Annotated in this window: 15 protein-coding genes; 13 read left to right on the forward strand and 2 right to left on the reverse strand. The window is 35.6% G+C overall.

From position 1 onward, the window contains the following. Window positions 1-94: 94 nt before the first annotated feature. Together OZP10_RS02050 and OZP10_RS02055 are read right to left on the reverse strand one after the other, a co-directional pair. Window positions 95-841, reverse strand: coding sequence for a sulfite exporter TauE/SafE family protein (locus OZP10_RS02050; RefSeq protein ID WP_281633286.1), 747 nt, complete (start codon window positions 839-841; stop codon window positions 95-97). A gap of 145 nt (window positions 842-986) precedes the next feature. After that, entirely contained in the window at window positions 987-2,159 is a 1,173-nt protein-coding gene (locus tag OZP10_RS02055; RefSeq protein ID WP_281633287.1) for a molybdopterin molybdotransferase MoeA, read from the reverse strand. A gap of 925 nt (window positions 2,160-3,084) precedes the next feature. On the opposite strand from OZP10_RS02055, the gene OZP10_RS02060 reads away from it, so the two are divergent. The 13 genes from OZP10_RS02060 to OZP10_RS02120 all read left to right on the forward strand — a co-directional run bounded on the left by OZP10_RS02060 (window position 3,085) and on the right by OZP10_RS02120 (window position 26,345). Continuing rightward, a complete protein-coding gene (locus tag OZP10_RS02060; protein ID WP_281633288.1) occupies window positions 3,085-6,216 on the forward strand; it encodes a SusC/RagA family TonB-linked outer membrane protein in 3,132 nt (1,043 codons plus the stop codon). 16 nt (window positions 6,217-6,232) lie between these two features. Then, window positions 6,233-7,705, forward strand: a complete 1,473-nt coding sequence (locus OZP10_RS02065; protein ID WP_281633289.1) for a RagB/SusD family nutrient uptake outer membrane protein — start codon at window positions 6,233-6,235, stop codon at window positions 7,703-7,705. Between the two features lie 31 nt (window positions 7,706-7,736). Further along, window positions 7,737-9,653: an arylsulfatase gene (locus OZP10_RS02070; protein ID WP_281633290.1), complete on the forward strand. Its 1,917-nt coding sequence runs from the start codon at window positions 7,737-7,739 to the stop codon at window positions 9,651-9,653. Between the two features lie 233 nt (window positions 9,654-9,886). Next, on the forward strand, window positions 9,887-10,945 hold the full coding sequence (locus OZP10_RS02075) for a sterol desaturase family protein (protein ID WP_281633291.1): 1,059 nt from the start codon (window positions 9,887-9,889) through the stop codon (window positions 10,943-10,945). A 12-nt stretch (window positions 10,946-10,957) separates the two neighbouring features. Continuing rightward, window positions 10,958-11,674 carry a thioredoxin domain-containing protein gene (locus OZP10_RS02080; protein WP_281633292.1) on the forward strand — a complete coding sequence of 239 codons (717 nt, stop codon included), beginning with the start codon at window positions 10,958-10,960 and terminating at the stop codon, window positions 11,672-11,674. Between the two features lie 192 nt (window positions 11,675-11,866). Next, window positions 11,867-13,486 (forward strand): sulfatase-like hydrolase/transferase, encoded by a 1,620-nt coding sequence (locus tag OZP10_RS02085; RefSeq protein ID WP_281633293.1) that lies wholly within the window; start codon window positions 11,867-11,869, stop codon window positions 13,484-13,486. 132 nt (window positions 13,487-13,618) lie between these two features. Further along, on the forward strand, window positions 13,619-14,878 hold the full coding sequence (locus OZP10_RS02090) for a YeiH family protein (RefSeq protein WP_281633294.1): 1,260 nt from the start codon (window positions 13,619-13,621) through the stop codon (window positions 14,876-14,878). A 712-nt stretch (window positions 14,879-15,590) separates the two neighbouring features. Continuing rightward, a complete protein-coding gene (locus tag OZP10_RS02095) occupies window positions 15,591-18,638 on the forward strand; it encodes a SusC/RagA family TonB-linked outer membrane protein (RefSeq protein WP_281633295.1) in 3,048 nt (1,015 codons plus the stop codon). A gap of 10 nt (window positions 18,639-18,648) precedes the next feature. Then, window positions 18,649-20,097, forward strand: coding sequence for a RagB/SusD family nutrient uptake outer membrane protein (locus OZP10_RS02100; RefSeq protein ID WP_281633296.1), 1,449 nt, complete (start codon window positions 18,649-18,651; stop codon window positions 20,095-20,097). 235 nt (window positions 20,098-20,332) lie between these two features. Beyond that, the gene (locus tag OZP10_RS02105; RefSeq protein WP_281633297.1) at window positions 20,333-21,985 is read left to right on the forward strand and encodes an arylsulfatase; all 1,653 of its coding nucleotides are present in this window, start codon (window positions 20,333-20,335) and stop codon (window positions 21,983-21,985) included. 579 nt (window positions 21,986-22,564) lie between these two features. Next, on the forward strand, window positions 22,565-23,449 hold the full coding sequence (locus OZP10_RS02110) for a serine O-acetyltransferase (protein WP_281633298.1): 885 nt from the start codon (window positions 22,565-22,567) through the stop codon (window positions 23,447-23,449). A gap of 60 nt (window positions 23,450-23,509) precedes the next feature. Next, the gene (locus OZP10_RS02115; RefSeq protein WP_281633299.1) at window positions 23,510-24,430 is read left to right on the forward strand and encodes a family 2A encapsulin nanocompartment shell protein; all 921 of its coding nucleotides are present in this window, start codon (window positions 23,510-23,512) and stop codon (window positions 24,428-24,430) included. Beyond that, window positions 24,414-26,345, forward strand: a complete 1,932-nt coding sequence (locus OZP10_RS02120; protein ID WP_281633300.1) for a family 2A encapsulin nanocompartment cargo protein cysteine desulfurase — start codon at window positions 24,414-24,416, stop codon at window positions 26,343-26,345. Before OZP10_RS02115 ends, OZP10_RS02120 begins: the two co-directional genes overlap by 17 nt. Window positions 26,346-26,453 lie beyond the last annotated feature (108 nt).

Raw genomic sequence — 26,453 nt, forward strand, 5'->3', positions numbered from 1 at the left:
TTAAATTAAGTTCGCAAAGCTTTGCGCACTTAACTATTTCGAAAATAGCTTTTATAAAACTTTGCGTGCTTTGCGGTTAAATTCAATTTTATTTTCAAGGAAAGATCAATTTAACACTTGCCATTAAAATCACTGTTCCTAATACCATTTTTAATGTTCTGTTAGAGAAAGAGCCACTTCCGTAAAAACCACCTAACATTCCTCCTACTACAGCAATTGGAACGAGATAGAAACTTTCTATCGGAATTGTTTTTCCTCCTAAAAAGAATCCTAACATTCCCGCAAATGAATTCACAAAAATGAATAAACTTGAGATTGCCGCCGATTCTTTTACAGATGCCCATCCTAAAAACAATAGAATCGGACTTAATATAATTCCGCCGCCAATTCCTAACATTCCAGATAATAATCCGATGGCAAAACCAATTGCCAAAGCAAACGGAAGATTTATTTTTACTTCCTCTTTTTCTTTAAAATTAAAGACTCCAAACAACCTCAACGCTGCAAAAACCAATACAACTCCTAAAACAATTTTATAAATCGCATTATCTAAGGTTATAAAACCACCAATAAACGCTGCCGGAATCGATGCAATGGCAAACGGATAAAAGAGCTTTGGTTTGAAATAATTATTTTTATAATAAAACAAAAACGAAATACTCGAAACAAACAAATTCAACAGCAAAGCCGATGGTTTCATTACAGAAACCGGAAAAGCAAAAATGCTCATCAATGCTAAATATCCTGATGCTCCGCCGTGCCCGACACTTGAATATAAAAACGCTATTATAATTAAGGCGAAACTGAATAATAGTATATTTTCGGAAGTTAAGAGGCTCATGTTTTTTGTTTAATCGTTTATTTGGTTAAATGTTTAACGGTTAGCTATGTGTTTTTATTTATATAGCGCTTTCCGCTTCTTATCTTAAAAATCTTTAATCTTTTCTATTTAATCTTTGTTCTTTCTTCTTCCTATCTAAAAACCTTTAATCAATGGGCAAGATTGTTACTGAAGCTCCTTTTTTAATGTTTTCAATATCATGAGGCACAATTACCAAACCATTTGCAATAGCAAAAGAATTTAGCATTGAAGAGGCTTGCCCTTCTAAAATCGTAACACTTGTTTCATTATACAATGCCTTTAAAAAAAGTGTTTTCCCTGTGTTATTTACGACCTCGCTATCTAATTTTCGAACAATCTTTGGCAAATGTGTATTAGAAAATCCCATTTTATTTTTGACTGCTGGATATACATAAATATAAAAATTAGTCAAAGATGAAGCAGGATTTCCAGGCAAGGCAAATACCAAAGTATCTTTTTTAGAACCAAAAAACATTGGCTTTCCAGGTTTCTGATTGATCTTGTAAAAAAGTTCTTCTACTCCGTTTTTCACTAATGCTTCTTTTACAAAATCATAGTCTCCAACAGAAATTCCGCCAGATATAAGCACAATATCATTCTTTTTGAGAATGGATTCCAAGGCTTTTTTTGTTGCTTTTAAATTGTCTTTAACAGTATGAACTTTAATTTTATTAACGCCTATAGTCTGCAATGCAGCTTGAAGCATTATAGAGTTGCTTTCGTAGATTTTTCCTTTTGAAAGTTTTTTTCCAGGTTTTACCAATTCATTACCTGTAACTAAAATAGCTACTTTCGGCTTTTTATAAACCGTTATTTCTGTAATTCCTAAACACGCTAAAAAACCAATTGCAGCGGGTGTAATCAGGGTATTGGCATCAAGAACAACATCTTCTGCATTAATCTGTTCACCTTTACTTCTAACATTGGCAAAAGGTTCTGGCATTTTTGCAATCAGAATAGAATCTCCGTTTACCATTACATGTTCCTGCATAACAACAGTATCTGCATCATTAGGAACATAAGCACCAGTAAAAATACGAACGGCTTCAGTCTCTTTTAGTTTTATATTGGCATGATCTCCAGCTTGAGAAATTCCTACTACATCAAACTGATGTCTTCGTGAATGAATAAAAGCATAACCATCCATTGCCGATTGGCGAAACGGAGGCATTGAAATTGGCGAATAAATTGTTTCTGCTAAAATATATCCCAACGCCTTATCTACAGAGATTTTCTGAGTGGTCAAAACAGAACTATTTGCTGCAACAATTTCTAAAGCTTCATTTACTTCTATCATTTCTTCGGATTATAAAACTAAGTATAAATACTTAATACAAATATAAGTATTTATCATTAGGTTGATTAAAAAATTTGAATTTTCTTTTTGATACGTATAAAATTACTCTAATTTATTCAAAATCAACTTTAAATTCAAGTTTAGATTTTACAAAATCAAAAGCAAAATAACTTTTTTCGTCATTTTTTTCCTTTTTTTATTACTCCTAAATCTTTCCAAAGTTGTTTTTTACTTGAAAACAAAGTGTAAAATACTACAATTTTACTTAGTTTATAAGATTTCTTTTAACATTTGTTTGAAACTTAAAAAACCTGTCAACACCTTTAAAATAAGGCAATAAAAGAAATAATTCTGTCAACAATGTCTCTGTAAATGTATATTTTTCAAAAAAAACTCAACAAACTTTTGGTTTTTATTATATAAAATTTAACTTTGTCTATAGGATTAGTAGAGTTTAAAATAATATTTCAAACCATAAAAACTATTATTGTGAAAACAACAGAAAGCATATCGCGTTACATTCTTCCTAAAAAATACACTTATAGCACTTTTTGTTATATGTGTTTCTGTTGTTAATAATCTCCTTTTATTTTGTTTGCCTCTAGAATCCATATCGAAGCAAATCAAAAAAACACCACCAAAAATATTTACTGAATTTTATCCAAAAGTCTCTCTGATGCATTCACTTGTGTCGGGCAGATTCTTGAAACCATATCTATTATTCAACAAATTAAATGACTAACAACTAAAAAGACTAAAATGAAAACAATGCAAACCTGTTGCTGTAAATAAAAAAAGCCATTTCTGCGGCAACAGAAATGGCAAGGCTTAAAGAACATTTATCACTAAATCAAGAACACCATTAGAGTGCTGTATAAACAGTGCTCAGGGCGTCTTGTTAATTACTTAAAACCAACACAAAGAAATGAAAAAAAAGTTAAACATACACATACTGCTGTTTCTACTCTTGATAACGGCAGGAATACAAGCCCAAAATACCACACCGCTTATTCAATCAAAACTAGACGGAACTGTTGTTGATGACATTACAAATCAGCCTATTATAGGTGCTTCTGTAACTATCAAAGGAACAACTCATGGTGTGGTGACCGATGCAGAAGGAAAGTTTTATTTTCAGACAGGACAGAAATTTCCGTACACTTTAATCGTAAGCTACATCGGATATAAAAAATTAGAAATAGTAGTTGAAAAAAATCCAGTAATCATAAACCTTAAAGAAGAACGCCAAGAACTAGACGAATTGGTAGTTGTGGGTTACGGAACTCAAAAACGAAAAGACATTACAGGTTCTGTAGCTTCCGTTCCAAAAGCCAATTTATCTCAGGTAACTTCATCGGCAGATAATCTTTTAAGAGGCGCTGTAGCTGGAGTTGTAGTCACACAAAGTTCTGGTCGTCCAGGTGCTTCTTCAAGTGTTCGCATTCGCGGAGGAAACTCTATTACTGCTGGTAACGAACCTCTATATGTTGTGGATGGAATTTTAATTTACAACGACAATAGTAATAGTGGCGCGGGAGTAACTTATGCCGGAGCAAGTGTAAACGTTTTATCTACTATAAATCCTGCCGATATAGAATCGATAGAAGTGCTGAAAGATGCATCGGCAACAGCAATTTACGGTTCTCGTGGTGCAAATGGAGTTGTAATTATTACGACTAAAAAAGGAACAAAAGGACAAGATAATATTTCGTATCAAGGTTATTTCGGATTTCAGAATATTTCAAAAAAACTTAGATTAATGAATGCCAGCGAATGGGCAAGTTTACGAAATGATGTTCAGGCAAGCATTGGCCAAGCTCCTTCTTTCTCTCCTGAACAAATCGAGGCTTTAAAAACCTCAGGAAATTACGATTGGCAGTCAGCGGCATTTATTACTGCTGCCCCTGTTCAAAGTCATAATCTATCTTTTTCTGGTGGAGATGAAAAATCAAGATATGCCGTTTCTGCAGGTTACTTCGATCAAGATGGTATTGTTTTGGGTTCTAATTTTAAACGTATTTCGCTTCGAGCAAACTATGAAAGAAATTATTCTCAGAAATTCAAATTTGGTGTAAATGCTAATTATACAAACTCAATTGCAAATGGAGTTGGCACAAATGGCGGTGCGGCGGCTGGAAGAAATCCGAACCCACTTGTTAGTGTGCTTTTAACAGCTCCTGTTGTACCTATTAAAAATGCAGACGGAAGCTATAATGTAACCAACAATCCTTATGCAACTTCTGTAAATGGTTATGTTCCAAATCCAATAAATGATCTGGATAATACAACTAACGAAACCAAATTAAACAGGATTCTAACCAGTTTATTTGGCGAGTATAAATTCAATAAAGAATTGACTGCAAAGGTCGCTGTAAGCGGTGATGTTTTAAATACCAAACAAAACTATTACGCGCCATCAAACACCACAACAGGAGCTGGAACAAAAGGTTTAGCTTCTATTGGAGAAAGATCAGTAGGTTCTGTTTTAAATGAAAACACACTAAATTATAATACCCATTTTGGCGAAAATCATAAATTTTCTGCTTTGGGAGGTTATACACTTCAATATACGAAAGGCGAAGTTGTGAATGCTGGCGCTCAAACTTTTGTTAATGATGCCAATACTTACAATGCTATTCAAGATGGTGTTCCTGTAAAACCGTATAGCGACGCTTATGAAAGTGTTTTGAAATCTTGGCTAGCAAGAGTGAATTATTCTTATAAAGGAAAGTACAATTTTACGCTCTCTGGACGTGCGGACGGTTCTTCTAGATTTGGTTCAGAATCACTTTGGGGTTATTTTCCTTCTGCAGGATTTTCATGGAATATTACCGATGAAGAATTTGCCAACAATATTAAAGGTGTAACAGAAGCTAAACTGAGAATTACAGCAGGAACAACAGGAAACCAAGAAATTGGAAACTACCTGCCTCTGGCTTCAATGGGATCTGTTAATTATTCTTTTGGAGGAACATTATACACAGGTCTGGCTCCTACTCGATTGGCAAATCCAGATTTGAAATGGGAAAAAACCAATCAGTACAACGTTGGATTGGATTTATCTTTATTAGACCGAAAAATCAATTTTGTTTTTGATGTTTATTATAAGAAAACAAAAGACCTTTTAATCAACGTTCCAGTGCCGTTGAGCTCTGGTTATGCAACAGTTCTTCAGAATATTGGAGGTGTTGAAAATAAAGGTTTTGAGGTTGGATTAACAACTGAAAACATTAAAACAGAAAACTTCGCATGGAACTCCAACATCGTATTTTCTTTAAATAGAAATAAAGTTACTGAGATTGGAAATGGTGTAAACGAATTTTTCCCAGTAGTTCCAAATGGTTCTTTATTGCAGCAGCAGCCAGTTATTGTAAAAGTAGGTTTGCCTTTGGGAACTTTCTGGGGATACAAAACCAACGGAATTTTTCAAACTCAAGAAGAAGTTAATACACAGCCAAAAATCAACAGTTTAGCAAACACCAAAGTAGGTGACAGAAAATATGTGGATACCAACGGAGATGGCGTAATTACAGCTCTTGACAAAGGAAACTTAGGCACTTCTCAGCCAAAATTTGTTGGAAGTTTCAGTAATACTATTTCATACAATGATTTTGATTTGAATTTCTCTTTTCAAGGAGCATACGGAGGAAAGATATTCAATGCTTTAAATCAGCAATTAGAAATTTCAACTCTTGGAACCAATGCAGCAGCAACTTTAAATGATCGCTGGACACCAACAAATCCGAGTAACGAAATTCCGAGAGCTTCTAGTTCTCCGTTAGGAATTGTTTCTGAGCGCTATGTTGAAGACGCTTCTTTCTTACGATTAAAACTAATCACATTAGGATACACTTTACCAAAAAGCATTTCTAAAAAAATAGGAACAAAGAGTGTAAAAATTTACATCTCAGCAGAAAACCTAATCACATGGACCAAATACACTGGCTATGATCCAGAGGTAAGTTCATACGAACAAAACAATTTATATCCGGGAATTGATTTTGGCTCTTATCCAAACTCCAAAACATTCATCTCGGGCTTGAACGTAACTTTCTAAGTAAAAAGATATTAAAATGAAAAAGATAATTATAACATTCCTTTTAAGTGCCGGTCTATTGGTATCGTGCGCAGATCTTGAGGTAACACCTACCTCATTTGTAACCGAAGACAATTATTTTGTCACTCAAGATGATGCTACTGCAAGTGTAACAGCAGTTTACGCTTCTTTAAGCCTTGATCCAGGCGAGCAGAGTTTGTTTGGAAGAAACCTTTATTTCTTAACCGATATGGCTTCAGATTATGCGGCGACGGGAGTTTCCGCAACCAATCCGCAAGTAAGGGCTTTAAGTAGTTTAACGCATGATGCTACTTCAGATCGTGTTCAAGTGGCTTGGAGACAAATTTATAACGGAATCAACAGAGCCAATGTTTCTATTGACAATATTCCGAAAGTTTCTGGTTCAGAGATTATCAAAACCAGATTGATTAATGAAGCTAAATTTATTAGAGGGCTCTTGTATTTTCAAGCAGTTCGTCTTTGGGGAGGTGTTCCAATTGTTTTGCACGAAGCGACTTCTATCAATTTGGGAGATTTAAAAACCAATCGCTCTACTGTTGATGAAGTTTATAATCAAATCATTAAAGATTTAACAGATGCTGAAGCTCTTCCAAAAACGTATACCGCTGCAGATGCTGGACGCGCTACATCGGGAGCCGCAAAAGCGATTTTAACCAAAGTATATCTGACTAGAAAAGACTGGCCAAATGCTATTGCGAAATCTAGAGAAGTAATTGATGGCGGTTACGGATACGCGTTGTTTGAAGATTTCCAAGATATTTTCACTAAAACAAAAAAGAACGGAAAAGAGCATATTTTCTCGGTTCAATTTGAGCCAAATCAAGCAGGAAATGGTTCTAGCGGAAGTACTTTTCAAGCCACTTCTTTTACGGGATTCACCGCAACAGAACCGGCAGATATTATCTCAGATGTTGCTTTGTTTTATGATATTTATGCACCTGGTGACAAAAGAAGAGATGTAAGCTACGCCAAACAGTTGCTTAATCCTGCAACGGGAACGCTTTACACTTTTCCGAAACCAATCTTCAAAAAATATTTGGATTTATCCAATTTGGCTACTCCTGGAAACGTAGCGATCAACTTTCCGGTTATTCGTTATGCGGACATCCTTTTGTCTTTAGCGGAAGCGATAAATGAACAAGGCGGACCAACGGCAGAAGCATACGAATTAATCAATCAAGTTCGCAGAAGAGCTTTTGGAAAACCTATTACAACTCCGGATGCTTCTGTCGATTTAGTCGGATTAAATCAGACCTCTTTTAGAGCGGCAATTCAGGAAGAACGCAAAAAAGAATTTGTTCAGGAAGGACAACGCTGGTACGATTTGGTAAGATGGGGAACTCTGGTTACCGAAGTAAAAAAAGTAACGGCTAAAAATTCGGTTTCAGAGCGAAATAATCTGTATCCGATTCCGCAAAGCGAAAGAAATATCAACCCTGATGGATTACCTCAGAATCCTGGATATTAATTAAAACCATATAACTAAAAAACTATAAAAAATGAAAAATTTAAAAAATAGCATTTCAATCAAAGGCTCTAAGAAAGGGCTTTTGATTACTGCTGTCCTAATTGCACAATTAGGATTTGCACAGGACAAACAAGAATTTAAGGGTACAATTGGTAAAACTTTAGCTGATTCTAAAGAATATTGGCCAGATCCTGTAACTGCACCAAAAGGCGCTCCGAATATTGTTTGGATTCTTTTGGATGATGTTGGATTTGGAGCTTCAAGCACTTTTGGAGGATTAATCAACACTCCTACTTTTGATAATCTGGCAAATAATGGTTTGCGTTATACCAACTTTCACACAACAGCAATTTGTGCTCCTACCCGTGCCGCATTACTGACCGGAAGAAATTCTGGTAGAGTTCACGTAAGCGGATTTTCTCACACTATTTTATCTGCTGGTTTCCCAGGTTGGGACGGAAGAATTCCTTCTGATAAAGGAACTATTGCAGAGATTTTACGTGACAACGGATACAACACTTTTGCGGTTGGAAAATATGGCGTTACACCAGACGAAGATGCTACAGATGCGGGTCCGTTTGACAGATGGCCAACTGGAAAAGGTTTCGATCATTTCTACGGATTCTTAGGTTCTCAAACCGATCAATACAATCCTGATTTGGTAGAAGATCAAGTTCATATTAAACCTGACGGGCGTCATTTAAACGAATTGATTACAGACAAAGCCATCAGCTACATCCAGAAACAGCAGAAAGCAGCGCCGGGAAAACCATTCTTCTTGTATTATGCTCCAGGAGCGGTTCACGCACCTCATCAGGTAGCTGAAAAATGGGTTGAACCTTATAAAGGAAAATTTGATGAAGGTTGGGATGTTTACCGCGAAAAAGTATTGGCAAACCAAAAGAAATTGGGAATATTTCCTCAAAATGCAGGACTGCCAGATCGTAATGCTTTAATTACGGAATGGAAAAAATTAACTCCAGACCAAAAGAAAGTATACGCAAGATTCATGGAAGTTTATGCAGGATTCCTGACGTATACCGATTATGAAATCGGACGAGTTGTGGATTATTTAAAACAAAGTGGACAATTGGATAACACTTTAATTTTTGTTGCCATTGGTGATAACGGAGCTAGTAAAGAAGGAACTTTGCAAGGAACAATCAATCAGAGTTTGTTTGCTCAAGGAAAAACAGATGAAGAAAACTTCCAAAGCAATTTGAATAATATTGGAGAAATCGGAACAGCAAAAGGTTTAAATACCAATTATCCTTTAGGATGGGCACAAGCAACCAATGCTCCTTTCAAAAACTGGAAACAAGATGCACATTCAGAAGGAGGAACTCGTAATCCGTTGATTGTTTTTTATCCAAACGGAATTAAAGATAAAGGCGGAATCAGAAATCAATACAGCCACGTAACCGATTTGCTTCCAACTACATTGGCAATTGCAGGAATTAAAGCTCCAGAATATATTAAAGGAATCAAACAAGATATTATTCAAGGTTCTTCATTTCAAGCTTCTTTAGATAATCCGAAAGCCGAATCATTGCACAAAGTTCAATATTACTACATCTTTGGAAACAGAGCCATTTACAAAGACGGATGGAAAGCTTCTGCGGCACATTTACCAGATTCTTTTGCTGTGAAAAAATCTCTAGGAAGCAACGAAAAACCAGCTCCAAGCAACTTCGATACAGATGTTTGGGAATTATACAATCTTAACGAAGATTTCAATGAACGTAATAATCTGGCGAAAAAATATCCTGAAAAACTGGCTGAACTTCAAAAATTATTTGATGAACAAGCCAAAGAAAACAACGTCTACCCTTTGATTGATTGGCAGGATGTGTACAACAGAAGAATTCACAATACAGGCGCTGATAAAGGAAAAACAGTTTCTGACTTAATCAAACAAGCCACTAAACCTGGAGGAACCAATAACTAATTACCGAACCTGCAAGGTTTCCAAAACCTTGTAGGTTTAAATTAAAAGCTTAAAAAAACATACCTGCAAGGTTTGAAAAACCTTGCAGGACATAAAAAAGAGTAATTATGAAACGAGTAGATTATGAAATTATAGGAAAAAAGATTGTCGTGGGGATAATCTTGTTTTTAGTTCCACTAGCGATTCTAGCTGGCGGATTAGCAGTAGTAAATCAATTTTTAAAGTAAGAAATCATGGCAATAGTTCAAAAAGAAAAATTAACCAGAGACTTAACGATAAGTTTCTTCATTTATTCATTGCCGGTAGTGGCAATTTATTTGTATTTCAAATTAACAGGCGGAGCCATAAATGAATCGCACATTACACTGCCTTCATTTTTAGAATTTGCACAACCTGTTTTTGCTAATATCAGAACTTGGGGATTAACGGTATTTATGATCGTTTTAGGAATTATAGAATTTGCAGCTGGACTGTACGATGACGAATGGACAGGCGAAGAACGTAAAATAGATATTGTTTGTTTCCTAGCACCAAAATTACTTTTGCCTCCCGTAATTGCTTTTTTCAGTTTAACAGCTTTGCCTTATTTATTGCCAAATTTGGCAAATTCATTATCATGGGTTCCATTTTGGGGAGGCTTTTTCTTAATTGCCATTGCAGACGATTTAACACAGTATTGGTACCATAGATTGCATCATCAGGTTCCGTTTTTATGGCGTTTTCATAGAACGCATCATTCGGCTCCATATATGGGAATGGCGATGGCTTCTAGACAAAACTTTATTTACACGGTTTTCTTTTCTCAAATTTATTTGACAGCAACTTTAACCTATTTGGGTTTAGGACTTCCTGCTTTATTTGTTTTAGTAATCAAAAGTTTTATCACTTTAGGTGCGCACTCCAGTATTCCTTGGGATAAACCTTTTTACAAATACAAAGTGCTGCATCCAATTGCATGGGTTTTAGAAAGACTGATTTCTACTCCTGCAACACATCAAGCGCATCATGCAGACACAAGCGGAGACGGCGTTGGTCACTTTAAAGGAAACTTTGGAAATATGTTTTTTATCTGGGATATCATTTTCGGAACAGGTCTAATAACACGTAAATATCCAAAATCATTCGGAACAAAATCGTACAAACAAGAAGAATGGTACGCTCAGTTTCTTTGGCCAATTTTTAAATCTAAAAAAGAAGGCAGTTCTCTTGCCGAAGGAGTATTATCGTTTCCATTAAAACCTAAAACGGCTGCTGTTGAAGAAACTCCTGCTCCAGTATTAGAACAAGTATAAAAACTTCCTTACATGAAAAATCACATCTTAAAAACTAGTATAACAGCAATTGCCTTTTTATGGGCAGTTGCTGCTTTTTCGCAAAATGAAATTCATAGCTCATTGTCGCTAGATTCATTTTATTCGAAAATAAAAAGTCAAAAAAATCCGCAGATTGTTGATGCGAGAACTCCCGAAGAATTTGCTTTGAACCATATTGAAGGCGCTGTAAACTTTAATCTTCAATCTGAAAATTACGCGCAATCTGTTGCTAAACTAGATAAATCTAAGCCTGTTTTTATTTATTCTATTGGAGCAGGCCGAAGTGTGGCCTTAGAGAAAGAATTATTAAAAAATGGTTTCTCAGAAGCCTACAGTTTAGAAGGCGGAATTGCCAATTGGATTGGAAACGGAAAACCTTTTTATTCCAATCTAAAAAGTAAATTGTCTTTAACAGAATTCAATAAAATAATTGCTGCTAATAAAACTGTCCTAGTAGATATTGGTTCCAAATACTGCTCGCCTTGTAAAAAAGTAAAACCCATTTTAGAATCCATTCGATCGGAATATGGAACCAATTTGAAAATCGTAGAAATTGAGCTGGAAGACAGTCCGCAGGTAATTGCCGATTTAAAAACGGTGAAAGTTTTCCCGACTTTGATTTTATACGAAAATGGAAAAATTATTTTTAAGAAAGAAGGCATCAATGATTTGAAGAGTGAAGTTGATGTTGCTTTGGCTTCGAAGTAATGCTTTTAAGCTTTGTCAAAGTTTTACATACGTACAGTTTGTCAGGCTGAGCGAAGTCGAAGCCCGCAATCAAAATCGACAATCTTTATAGAGTTTCTTGCGGAGATTCCTCGTTCCTCGGAATGACAAAAATGCGTGTAAAACTTTGACAAAGTTCTTGCATTCCATTAAAAAACAAACCAAAAACCATATATGGCAACCTATAAAAAAATAACCAAAATTGTAATTCCCATTTTACTAGTGCTTCTCATTCTAGGAGCATTTTTATTCTGGCCGATTAACACTGACGGAACATTAGTAAAAGAAGACCAGAAACTAACGAAAGGTAAAAAAGTATTTTTAGCCTCAAAAGCACCATCCGATTCAACAGTAAAAAAGCCAAATATCATTATTCTCCTTGCCGATGATTTAGGTAAATATGATATTTCGCTTTATGGAGGAAAGTCGACTCCTACTCCACAGATTGATTCTTTGGCGGCTTCTGGAGTTACTTTTACTGATGGATATGCTTCAGCTGCAATTTGTTCACCTTCACGCGCTGGATTAATCACAGGAAGGTATCAGGAACGTTTTGGGCATGAATATCAGCCGGGAGATCGTTATCCGAAGAATAATTTAGAATATTATGGTTTTAAATATTTAATCAATACAAACGGATGGAGATTAAATGATAAAATCAATTATCCTAATGAAGCTTCGATTAAAACGCAAGGACTTCCAAAATCTGAAATCACATTTGCAGATTTAGCGAAAAGACAAGGCTACAGTACTGGAATTATTGGTAAATGGCATTTAGGCCACAACAAAGGATTTTTTCCTTTAGACAGAGGTTTCGATTATCATTACGGATTTTATCAGGCATTTTCGCTTTATGCACCTGAGGATAATAATCCAGATATTATCAATCACCATCATAAAGATTTTACAGACAAAACGATTTGGGGAAATGGCCGCGTTGGAATTGGACAAATTCGCCGAGATACCACCATTATTGATGAAAAAGCCTATTTAACCGAAAAATTTGCTGATGAAGCCGAAGCTTTTATTGATAAAAATAAGAACAAACCTTTCTTGCTTTATATTCCGTTTAATGCACCTCATACGCCGTTTCAGGTTCGAAAAAAATATTATGATCGTTTTCCGAACGTAAAAGATGAAAACAAACGTGTTTATTTTGCGATGATTAGCGCTTTAGACGATGCAATTGGAAGAATACGTGAAAAAATCAAAAAAGAAGGTTTAGAAGAAAATACTTTAATCTTTTTTGCCAGCGATAATGGCGGTGCCGATTATACTTTTGCCACAACAAATGCTCCACTTAAAGGTGGTAAATTTTCTCATTTTGAGGGCGGAATCAATGTTCCTTTTGCACTTTCGTGGAAAGGAAAAATTAAGCCTCATACAGTTTACAAAAACCCCGTAAGCACTCTTGATTTTTTCACAACTATTGCATCAGCAATTGGTTCTGATTTACCAAAAGACAGAATTTATGACGGAGTTGATTTAGTAAAAACAGTAAATGAAAATAAAATTGCCCACAAAGATTTATACTGGCGTTCGGGCGATGCAAAAGCGATTAGAAGTGGCGACTGGAAACTAGTTATTAGTGGAAGAACCCATGAAAAATGGCTGTACAATCTTGCTTCTGATAAATTTGAAAAAACAGACCTCTCACAAAAAAATCCTGAAAAGGTAAAAGAATTGCAAACTGCGCTGCAAAATTGGGAAAAGGGTTTAATAAAACCGCTTTGGCCTAATTTAACTTATTACGAATTTGACTTTGGCAAACAGAAATACTTTGTCGATTTATAAATTGTAATTTTCTAATACAAACCCGACAGTTTTAAAAACCTGTCGGGTTTAATCCTAAAAATCAATTGCCTCCAGTTAAAACTGTAGGCAATTTCACCAACATTCTCAAAAAAGAATTTAATTCAAACTTTAATGTCAACCTCAACAAAATTTACTATTCACGAAGATTGGACCGTCGTTATTCTCGCTTTTCTAATTATCGGAATTTCTCTTTTTCTTTTTCTGCCAGAAGTTCCCGTTTTTAAATGGACAAATGGAACAGATTTAATAAATAATGTTTTCGAAATAAAAAACATTCAAACCATTGGTGTTCAATTTCTTTATTTTATTTCTATTGGGATAATCGGCACTTTCTTAGTTGGGAAATCAGTTAAAAATTTCGTTTTAGGATTTCCAATCATTTATCTGCTGACAGTAATTGCCTTGATACTTGCTGGAAATTCTGAGGTAAAAGCGCTAAATCTAGAAGCAGTCATTTTCAGTTTGGCCATTGGATTAATTATTGGAAATTTCTTCCACCTTCCAAAGTGGTTTCGTTCAGCATTATCAACCGAACTTTTTGTCAAAATCGGATTGGTTTTACTGGGAACGAGTGTTATTTTTTCTGATATTTTAAAAGCGGGTTCATTAGGTTTAATACAGGCTTTAGTTGTCGTTTTATCGGTTTGGTATTTTGCATTTTGGTTATGCAAAAAACTAAAAGTCGACGACGAATTAACCATGATGATTTCGAGTGCGGTTTCAATCTGCGGAGTATCAGCGGCGATTGCAACTTCTGGAGCGATAAAAGGAGATTCAAAAAAATTGTCCTATGTGATTTCGATGGTTTTGGTTACCGCAATTCCGATGATGATTTTTATGCCGATCATAGCCAGTCATTTTAATTTTCCCGAAGAAGTAACAGGCGCTTGGCTCGGCGGAAGTATTGATACCTCTGGAGCTGTCGTCGCATCTGGAACTTTGGTTGGCGAAACTGCTTTAAAAATAAGTACAATTGTCAAATTCTCACAAAATGTTTTATTGGGTATAGCCGCTTTTGCCATTTCAATTTATTGGACATATACTCACAATCAATCTTCTGAGGTTCAAAAATCGAAACCAACTCTAGGCGTAATCTGGGAACGTTTTCCAAAATTTGTCATTGGGTTTATAGCAGCTTCTGTTGTCTTTTCGTTTTTTGTTGCACCAGAAACCCGAGATGAAGTAAAAGAAAGCTTAAAAAATCTGCAAGGACTTTGGTTTGCCTTAGCTTTTACAAGTATTGGCTTAGAAACCAATTTTAAAGATTTGCTTCAAAACAACAGCAGAAAACCTTTAATAGCATTTCTCGCTGCGCAATTCTTTAATATCATTATTACATTGATTATCGCTTTTTTGCTTTTTAAACCTTAAAAATAGTATTACTATTCTATATCAAACCCGACAGGTTTTTAAAACCTGTCGGGTTTAGTTTTATAATTCAAATATTAAGCTTAAAAAAGCAAGTAAAAACTGTATAAACAAAATAGTTTAAATCTATTTTTACTTTTTAAAACAAAAACCATAAATAACTAATTTACAATTACTTAAAAACACTTAAAATATATTTAAAACTCTTGAAATATACTTTTCCTTAAAAAAAATTAAATAATCTTTTGGTTTTCATTATAATAAAATTAACTTTGTCTATAGGATTAGTAGAGTTTAAACAATAAAGAACTACATTTTGAAAACAACAGCTTACACATCGCATTACATTCTTCCTGAAAAATTCACTTATAACACTTTTAGTTATATGTGCATGTGCTGTTAAAAATCCAATCTCCGTTTTCGTTTCTTATCGAAAATAAATTCACAAACTAAATTACATCTTGACAATGAACGATTAATACTTAAAGTATTGAACGATTAACTATGTCAAAACCATATTAACTAAAAAAGAAAAATAATAACTAAACAAGATTACAAAATGAAAATAATGCACTGCCCTTTCCATTCATAGTAAAAACCATTTCTGCGGCAACAGAAATGGCAAGACTCAAAGAACATTTATCACTAAAGAAAGCCTTCGGAAATTGGAAAACCAATTTTCCGTACCGCTTTATTATTTAAATCCAAAAAAGTAATGAACAAACAATTACATGCCTTTTTGTGGCTTTTTGTATTTTTGGTTTCAACCGAAATTAAAGCACAAAATACACAGCCCTTAATTAATTCGACCTTAAATGGTACCGTTGTAGATCAAGTTACCAATCAGCCAATTCCTGGCGTAACAATTCAGATCAAAGGAACAACTCATAGTTCTGTAACAGACTTAGACGGAAAATTCTATTTTCAAACGGGACAAAAATTTCCTTATACTTTAATCGTAAGCTATTTAGGTTACGTTACCGCAGAACATATTGCAACCAAAGATTTCATTCAGATCTCGCTAAAAGAAGATGTAAAAGAATTGAACGAAATAGTAATCATTGGTTATGGAAGCACTTCTAAAAAAGACTACACTGGAGCTGCAGAAACTGTGGCTCAGATGTCCTTAAAAGCAACTCAGAAAACATTAGAAAGTTCGCTTCAAGGTTCTGTAGCGGGTGTTAACGTAACACAAACTTCAGGGCAGCCAGGAGCAGGAATGAGCATTCGTATTCGTGGAGGAAGTTCGATTCAGGGGGGAAATGAGCCTTTATATGTTATTGACGGCTTTCCGTTATACAATTCAGAAGTCACTTCTGGTGTTTTAAGCGGTACGCCGACCAATCCGCTTTCAACAATAAATCCGTCAGATATAGAATCGATTACGGTTTTAAAAGATGCTTCTTCAACAGCAATTTACGGTTCTAGAGGAGCAAACGGAGTTGTTATTATCACGACCAAAAAAGGTTCAAACAATGCTACAACTGTAAGTTATGATTTTACAATCGGTCAACAGTCAGTCCGTAAAAAAGTTGATGTGTTAGACGCACAAGGATTTTCTAGATTGAGAAATGCCGCTTTATACGATTCTAATCCGTCAGGTGGAACAAACCAATATTTGAGCGATGCGCAAATTGCCCAATTAGGAAAAGGAACCGATTGGCAAGATGCAGCTTTCCAAAAAGGACTGACACAAAATCATCAATTGAGTGTTTCTGGCGGAAATAATCAGACCAAATATGCGGTTTCTGGAAATTATTACAATCAGGAAGGTATTATAAAAAATACAGGTTTTGAACGTTTCAGCGGACGCGTTAATTTAAATTCGAAAATAAGCAGTAAAGCAAGATTTGGTTTGAATTTAACAATTGCCGAAACGAAATCTAAAGTAGCTCCAAGCGGTTTGGTTACCGCATTATTGAGCATGCCTCCTACTGCAACGATTTACGAACCAGACGGAAGTTATACTTTAAGAAATCCGTTTGAGAATATTTTTGCCAACCCGATTGCGACTTTAAACGAGCGTAAAAACCAATCTATTACCGACCGCATTTTAGGAACTATCTACGGTGAATATGATATTTTGAAAAATTTGGTTTTGAAAATTTCTTTTGGAACCGATATGATTTTCAATAAAGAAAAAAGCTATTTGCCTTCTAGCATTTATGAAGGTTCTATTACCAACGGAGAAGGAAAAATTGGAACTGCCGATTCTAGAAGCTGGTTAAACGAAAACACCTTAACTTATACAACAGTAATTGGCGAAAAACACCATCTGAATGCTTTAGCAGGTTATACACAGCAAAGTTCAACCAGAGAATTTAACACTTCTGGATCACAGCAATATGTAAACGATATTACAGGTTACTACAGTTTACAAAGTGGAAATGTGGCTTTAATGCCAACTTCTGGCGAAAGTACTTGGGCGTTAAATTCATTCTTATCAAGGGTAAATTACAATTACGATTCTAAATATTTCTTAACAGGAAGTATTAGAGCCGACGGTTCTTCGCGATTTGGAAAAGACAATAAATGGGGTTATTTCCCTTCTGTTGCCGCAGCTTGGCAGATTAGTAACGAATCGTTTTTTAATCCTGTAAAAGACGTTATCAATAGTTTAAAAATCAGAACAAGCTGGGGTGCTACAGGAAATCAGGAAATTGGAGAATATCAGTCTTTATCTACTTTAACAAGTGTAAAATATCTTTTTGGAGATCAGATTTATACGGGTTTTACGCCTACGCGAATTGCAAATAATAATTTAGGATGGGAATTAACCAATCAATTTGATGCTGGAGTTGATGTTGGCTTCTTTAATGATAAATTGAATTTAACGGTTGATGTGTATCGCAAAACCACCAAAGATTTATTGTTAGATGTTCAGCTTCCATATACGACAGGATTTACCTCTTCACTTCAAAATTTTGGATCTGTAAGAAATCAGGGAATTGAATTTGGCTTGAATGCTTCTCTTGGAAATACTGCTTTTTCTTGGACATCGAATTTCAATATTGCCTTCAACCAAAATAAAATTATTGCTTTAGGAAATGGTGCTGAATTCTACACTTTTGGAAACTATATTTTAAAAGTTGGCCAATCTTTAGGAACTTTCTACGGAGCAGTAACTGACGGAATTTTACAGACAAATGAAGTAGCTACAAAAGGAGTTTATACCGGAAATGCAACGCCAAAAGCAGGAGATCGCTTGTATAAAGATATTAATGGAGATGGCGCATTTACAACCGCTGCTGACAGAACAAGTATTGGCGATGCACAGCCCGATTTTGTTTTCGGATTCTCTAATAATTTTATTTATAGAGGTTTTGAATTAGCGATTTTAGTAAATGGTTCTGTTGGAAATAAAATCCTTAACGGAAACCTACAAGCTCTGGAATTGTACAACGGACAGCAAAATGCATCAACCTCAGCTCTGGACGCTTGGACACCGACAAATCCGAGTAATACAACGCCAAGAGCAAAATTAGATCCTGCACCAGTTTTCTCTAATCGTTTTGTGGAAGATGGTTCTTTCGTGAGATTAAAAAACATTGCTTTAAGTTATAATCTTCCTAAGAAATTATCAGAGAAATTAAGTTTGACCTCAGTAAAATTCCGCGTTATCGGAGAAAACTTATTAACGTGGACAAAATATACTGGCTACGATCCTGAAGTAACAAACGGAACGACAATTTCTCCTGGAACAGATACTGGAATTTATCCTGCTTCTAAAACAATCTCAGGAGGTTTAATCGTAACATTTTAAAAGACTTATCATGAAAAAAAATATAATATTCAGTTTAGCGGTACTCTTTTTACTGAGTGCGTGCAATACTTTAGACGAAGATCCAAAAGCTTTTATTTCGTCTACCAATTTTTATAAAACCACCGAAGATGCCGATGCAGCCGTAATTGCGATTCATAATGCTATAAACAGTTCGACACATACGTTGTACAATCGTTTAATTCAGATTGCAACCGAAATGGCGACCGATGATTACGAAGCGGGACCAAGAGCAAGAAATGCGCATGTTAGAGCGTTGTCCAATTTAACGCATGATGCATCAAACGACCGTATGATCGAATTATGGAGACAAAGTTATGACGGAATCAATAGAGCAAATGTGGCTATTGACAATATCGCGAAGAATCCAAATCTTAATTCACAGAAAGACAAAGATTTAATTAACGAAGCAAAGTTCTTACGAGCGCTTTTATACTTTAATTTAGTGCGATGGTTTGGAGATGTTCCGCTGGTTTTACACGAAACAACAGTTTTAACGCCAGAAGCAATCAATGTCAGCAATACGCCAGAAGCAGATGTTTATACGCAGATTGAAAATGATCTAATTGATGCCGAAGCACTTCCTGTAGTACAGCAAAATAAAGGCCGAGTAACGGCTGGCGCTGCAAAAAGTATTTTGGCAAAAGTATATTTAACTGAAAAGAAATGGCAGAAAGCAGCCGAAAAAAGCAAAGAAATCATTGATAGTAAAGTTTATGATTTGTTCGAAAATTATGCTGATGTCTTTAATGTGGCAACCAAAAACGGAAAAGAACATATTTTCTCTGCTCAGTTTAAAGGATTAACCAACTGGAACGGAAATATGCTGGCTTCTACAGCCGCGCCTACTTCGGTTCCTGGAATTGCAGGAGATCAGGCTGATGCTTTGCACAAGGAAGGTAAACTTTTTGAAGCTTTCGCTGAAACAGACAAAAGAAAGTACATCACTTTTGCAGTCGAATTTGTAAGTCCGACCGATGGAAAAACGTATAAAGTTACGCCGCATTTCAATAAATATTTCGATCCAGCGACGCCAACTTCGCCAGGACAGTCTTCTAAAAATACGCCAATTATACGTTTTGCAGAAGTATTGCTGATTTATGCAGAAGCTTTAAACGAACAAAACGGAGGTCCAACTCCACAAGCGTATGCCGCAGTTGACCGAGTGAGAACTAGAGCAGGCGTTGAATTATTAGCAACAACTTCTCCCGCATTAGGTCAAGACGCATTTAGAGAAGCGGTTTTTGAAGAAAGAAGAAAAGAATTGGTTTACGAATATCAGCGCTGGTTTGATTTGGCAAGAAGAGGCCCAGATTATTTTGTAGCTAAATTAAAAGCCGCAGGAAAAACCAACGCACAGCCAAAACACGTTCACTTTCCTATTCCGCAAAGAGAACTGGATTTGAATCCGAATTTGAAACAAGTTCCAGCTTGGAGATAACTTTTTTTGAAACACATAAATTTATTTAACACATAGAAACATAGCTCTTTGATACTGCATAAAGACATTTCACTTGTTTTGAAAAAACATAGTTTAAGACTGATGTTTTATAAGCAAATAAGCTATGTGTTGAGAAATGTATTTCACTTTTACATTCTTTTCAAAAGCAAAAAAATCTATGTCTCTATGTGTTTGAAAAAAATTAAAAATATACTAACAGTAAATTATAAATAAGATGAATAAAAGAATAAACATTTTATTTTCTGTTTTATTGACAGGAATAATAGGTTCTTATGAAGCCGAAGCCCAAACCGCATCCTCTAAACCCAATGTAATTTTAATTATGGTTGATGATATGGGATATTCTGATTTAGGGAATTACGGTTCTGAGATAAAAACGCCAAACCTGGATCGTTTAGCGAAAGAAGGAACTCGTCTCCGCGAATTTTACAACAACTCAATTTGTGCGCCTACGAGAGCTTCCTTATTAACAGGACAATATCAGCACAAAGCTGGAGTTGGTTATTTTGATGTGAATTTAGGACTGCCAGCTTATCAGGGTTATCTAAACAAAGAATCTTTGACTTTAGGCGAAGTTTTCCGTTCGGGAGGTTACAGCACTTTAATGTCAGGAAAATGGCACGTAGGTTCTGAAGATCAGGCGCAATGGCCAAATCAAAGAGGTTTTGATAAGTTTTACGGAATCTTAAAAGGTGCAGCGAATTATTTCGACACAAAACCGCTTCCTTTCGGGAAAACGGCTTATCCTGTGAAAATGATTCGCAATAATGAAGAATTGCATCCAAAAGACGACTCGTACTATTTCACAGACGAAATCGGAAATAATGCGGTTACTTTCTTAGACGAGCAAAATAAAGAGAATAAACCTTTCTTTTTATACTTAGCCTTTACAGCGCCTCACTGGCCATTGCAGGCAAAACCTGTTGACATTGCCAAATATCGAGGAAAATTTGATGAAGGCTGGGATGTTTTGAGAGAAAAAAGAATTCAAAAATTAAGAGAAAACGGCATTTTGCTTCCTAACCAAACTATTGCTCCTCGCGACCCAGAAGTTCCAGAATGGGATAAATTGACTTACGATGAAAAACAATTCTGGAAAGCCAAAATGGAGGTTTATGCCGCAATGGTAGACAACATGGATCAAAACGTTGGAAAGGTTTTAGATAAATTGAAAGCTTTAAAAAAAGACAAAAACACTTTAATCATTTTCATTGCAGATAATGGTGCTCAAGGCGGATTCAATACGTATAATCCATTAAAAAGAGGTTTAGTTCGTAACGACGGGCCAATCGGAACTTCTGGTTCTTTTGATTATCAGGAACAAAACTGGGCATATCTTTCTAATACACCTTTACAGGATTATAAAAACAATATGCACGAAGGCGGATTCAGTTCTCCGTTTATTGCTTGGTATCCATCAAAAATTAAAGCAGGAAGAATCGATAAAGGAACGGGACATATTATTGACCTTGCTCCTACTTTTTATGAATTGGCTGGAATTGAATATCCTAAAAACTTAAATGGTGTAACTTCTAATCCGCTTGCTGGAAAAAGTTTATTGCCCGTTTTATTTGACAATGCATCAGAAGTAAACCGTGGCGCTCCTTTATTCTGGGAAAGAGCTGGAAACAGAGCCGTTAGAGAAGGAAAATGGAAATTGGTTTCTATTTATCCGTCTTACCAATGGGAACTTTATGATCTTGAAGCAGACCGTGGCGAAACAACAAACGTTGCATCACAAAATCCTGGAATTGTAAATGATCTTTCTGCCAAATATTTTGATTGGGCAGACAAAACAGGAGTTGTAGAATACAGCAAATTCAAACAAAAAGGAGAATTGATTCCGGGAGCTGCTGCTAAGAAATAATTCAAAGCTTTAAAAAAATCATCTTTTTTGAATTTTAAAAGCATTCAAGGGTCGAAAAACGAGTTCTAAAAACTTATTTTTTCGACCCTTTTTTATTGTATAAAACAAAACACAAACAACTAACAAACAATACATTAAAGCCAAAATTTTTTATTTATCACCAAATAATTTCATAACGTATCAAATAAATTTCAAAAAAGATTTGGATTTTATCATAATAAACATAACTTTGTCTATAGAATTAGTAGAATTTAAATAATTAAAGCACTACATTTTGAAAACAGCAGAAAAAATATCGTCTCACATTTTTCCTAAAAATTATACATACACTACATTTTGTTGTATGTGTTTCTGTTGTTAATTCCTTTACTATTTTCTTTTTAGCGATTTCCATTTAAAAAAAATGGGAAGCAAAAAGCGATTCTCTTTATTTCCCAAACACTTTCCTACTGTAATCTTATAATCACTTTGCTGTTTTGCATCAAGAGGATTATTATGTCATCAAATACTATTTAAAAGGTTTTGATTCAGATATCAGTTATGGTAAGAATTTCAATTACAAACCAAAAACCAATTGTTATGAAATCTTTTTATCACGAAATAGCGCGACAACATCAGGAATTATTAATTCTTCCCGAAAAAAAAGTTATCCATCAGTTTATTGATGATTTCTTCCTTCTGCTGTATTCAAATACAACAAAGACTTATGAAACTGAGGCATCTGTAAGATATAAATTCAATCTTCTTGAAAAACAGTTTGATGAACTAGTCACCGATTTTTCTCCCAAAAGTGATTCAAGACAACAGACTGAAATCTTTTTTGAAGCCATTCCGCATTTACACAAAAAAGCAATAAATGATGCGCTTACCATTTTTACAAAAGATCCAGCCGCAAAATCCTTTGAAGAAGTCTTGTATTCTTATCCTGGCTTTTTTGCTATTGCGGTTTATCGATTTTCACATCAATTATGGGAACAGGATCTAAAACTTCTTGCCAGAACTATTTCAGAATATGCACACATAAAGACGAGTATAGAAATTCATCCCGGCGCTCAAATCGGAGATAATTTTGCCATTGATCACGGAACCGGAATTGTAATTGGCGAAACCACAATTATTGGCAATGATGTACAAATTTATCAAGGCGTTACGCTTGGGGCTATGAGTGTAAAAAAAGAAGACGCATTTATAAAAAGACATCCAACAATTGAAGATAATGTGGTAATCTATGCCAACAGCTCTATTCTTGGCGGTCAGACAATCGTTGGAAAAAATTCAATTATTGGCGGTAATGTATGGCTTACCAACAGTATTCTCCCAAATTCTATTGTGTATCATAAGAACGAAATAAAAATAAAAACACTTTCAGAAAACAAAAAAGAAATCCAAAAAGACACTGCAAGCCTAACTTTTAATTACAATACAGGAGAAAGATATTTATCTGTAGATGAGCTGTTTGAATAAAAATTATCAATAACTTTAAGGGATCAAAAAACAAATTATAAACCTATTAAAACTCAAAAAATGGCAGAAACAAAACCACAACAGACCGCATTAGGCGATGTTGCAGCAAGACAGCTCGCAATAGCAACTCGTACAGTTCCACAAATCGGAACCGTGACACCAAGATGGCTAACACATTTATTACATTGGACACCAGTTGAATCGGGCGTATTTCGTTTAAACAAAGTTAAAAATGCCAACCATATCGAAGTAGACTGTTCTGCCCGTGACGAAAGAGTTTTACCCAACACTTTTGTTGATTATATCGATAATCCAAGAGAATATAATCTTGCGGCAGTACAAACCATTATTGATGTTCATACCCGTGTTTCTGACTTATACAGCAAACCTTATAATCAGATTTCAGAACAACTTCGCTTGGCAATAGAAACGATTAAAGAACGTCAGGAAAGCGAATTAATCAATAATAAAGATTATGGTTTATTGAGCAATGTTGTGCCTTCACAAATCATTAAAACACGCACAGGAGCTCCAACTCCCGATGATTTAGATGAATTGCTTACAAAGGTCTGGAAAGAACCTGGATTCTTTTTACTGCATCCATTGGCCATTGCAGCTTTCGGGCGCGAATGTACTCGTCGTGGTGTTCCTCCTCCTACTACATCTTTATTTGGATCTCAGTTTTTAACTTGGAGAGGAATTCCGCTTATTCCTTCGGATAAACTGCCAATTGTAAAAGGAAAATCTAAAATCATTTTACTGCGTACAGGCGAAAGCCGTCAAGGCGTTATCGGATTAATTCAGCCGGGATTGCAAGGCGAACAATCTCCAGGATTATCCGTTCGTTTCATGGGAATTAACGAAAAAGCAATTGCTTCTTATCTGGTTTCACTTTACTGCTCTTTGGCTATTTTGGTTGACGATGCCATAGCTGTATTAGAAGATGTAGAAATAGGAAAGTATCATGAGTACAAATATTAACAACAACGGTTTACCTAACATAGACGATTTGCAGTATTTAGCAAACGAACTGTTCAAAGCCTTGCCTAACGAGTTTCCTAAAGAAATTTCGTTAAGTCCGGATAAGACTGAACATCCGCGTGCGACAAAGATTGCAGAAACGATATTGCAAACAGGAAACATTGGTTCATTAGATCAAATTCCTTTAGCAGTTCCGTCGAATGTACAACCTACTCAGCATTCCTTTAGCGGGTTTGGCGCTTCTCCTTCCGTATCCAATTACGAAAACACAGGAGCTTTCGCTTTGCCTCCAAATGCTGGAGCAGGTTTTGATCCAAAGGGCGAAAAAAGTTCCTCAGGAGTGCAGGAAAATCATGATTTAAACATGGATGATCCGCATACTGGTTTTCATGATATTAATTTAAATAATGGAAATCCGCAGCTGAATGAAGAATCTACTTTTTCGCCATTGTTGCTCAACAATCAATATCTGCCATTTCAAACAGAAAATTCTTCTTTTGAAATTGAATTACAGGCAGCCTTATCTTTTGTTGATACGCAGTTTAAAAAACGAGAAGATTTTCCGTTAAACGGAAATGAAACGGCAACATCGTATTACTTTTTAGATCAGAATCCTTTTGCATTTGATAGAAGAAGTACCAATATCTCCGTCGGAAATTCTTTTGATGCTAAAGAAATTAATCTTTTCAAAGGACATCATTTTAATGCCGAATTGGTAAAAAAGGATTTTCCAATTCTGAGAGAAACCGTAAACGGAAAACCTCTAGTTTGGTTTGACAACGCCGCAACGACACAAAAACCGCAATCGGTTATTGACAGAATTGCCTATTTCTACGAACACGAAAATTCGAATATTCACCGCGCGGCGCACGAATTAGCAGCTCGCGCCTCTGATGCATATGAAGCTGCCCGAGAAAAAGTAAAAACTTTTTTGAATGCCAATTCGGTAAACGAAATTGTTTTTGTTCGAGGCGCAACCGAAGGAATAAATCTAGTTGCTTCAACTTGGGGCGATCAGAATTTAAATTCGGGTGATGAGATTATTGTCAGTAATCTGGAACATCATGCGAATATCGTTCCGTGGAAACGTCTTGCTGATAAAAAAGGTTTGAAGCTAAGAGTGATTCCTGTTGATGATGACGGTCAGATTTTGTTGGATGAATATGCAAAACTGCTGAATTCGAGAACTCGTTTAGTTGCTTTTACACAAGTTTCGAATGCATTGGGAACTGTAACTCCAGCCAAAAAAATAGTTGAAATGGCACACGCTGCTGGAGCAAAAGTTTTGATTGATGGCGCACAATCCGTTTCGCACATGAAAGTCGATGTTCAAAATCTGAATCCAGATTGGTTGGTTTTCTCTGGACATAAATTATTTGGCCCAACGGGAATTGGCGCTTTGTATGGAAAAGAAGATTTATTGAACGAAATGCAGCCGTATCAATCTGGCGGAAACATGATTCAGGATGTCACTTTTGAGGAAATAAAATACCACAAAGCTCCGAATCGTTTTGAAGCGGGAACAGGAAATATTGCCGATGCCATTGGTCTTGGCGCCGCTATTGATTATGTAACCAAATTAGGAATTGAAGCAATTGGTCAGTACGAGCATTATTTACTCGAGTATGCTACCCGACTTTTAAAAGAAATTCCAGGAGTACGATTAATAGGAACTGCCAAAGATAAAGCCAGCGTTTTGTCTTTTAACTTGCAAGGCTACTCAAACGATCAGGTCGGACAGGCCTTGAACAAAGAAGGAGTTGCGGTAAGAACCGGACATCATTGTGCACAACCTATTTTACGTAGAATGGGGGTTGAAACAACAGTTCGTCCTTCATTAGCATTTTACAATACAACTCAAGATGTGGATACTTTTATTAAAGCCTTATGGGAATTGAAAAAAGTGAGATTCTAAAATAAAAATGAGTCAATGCTTTAAAAACATTGACTCATAAGAAATAGTTACTTTTTTTGATATTTTAAGTAATTATAACCAGAAGGCGATTGTTTCATTACAGTCGCC

Origin of the sequence: Flavobacterium luteolum, from assembly GCF_027111275.1 — a bacterium.
GTDB lineage: Bacteria > Bacteroidota > Bacteroidia > Flavobacteriales > Flavobacteriaceae > Flavobacterium > Flavobacterium luteolum.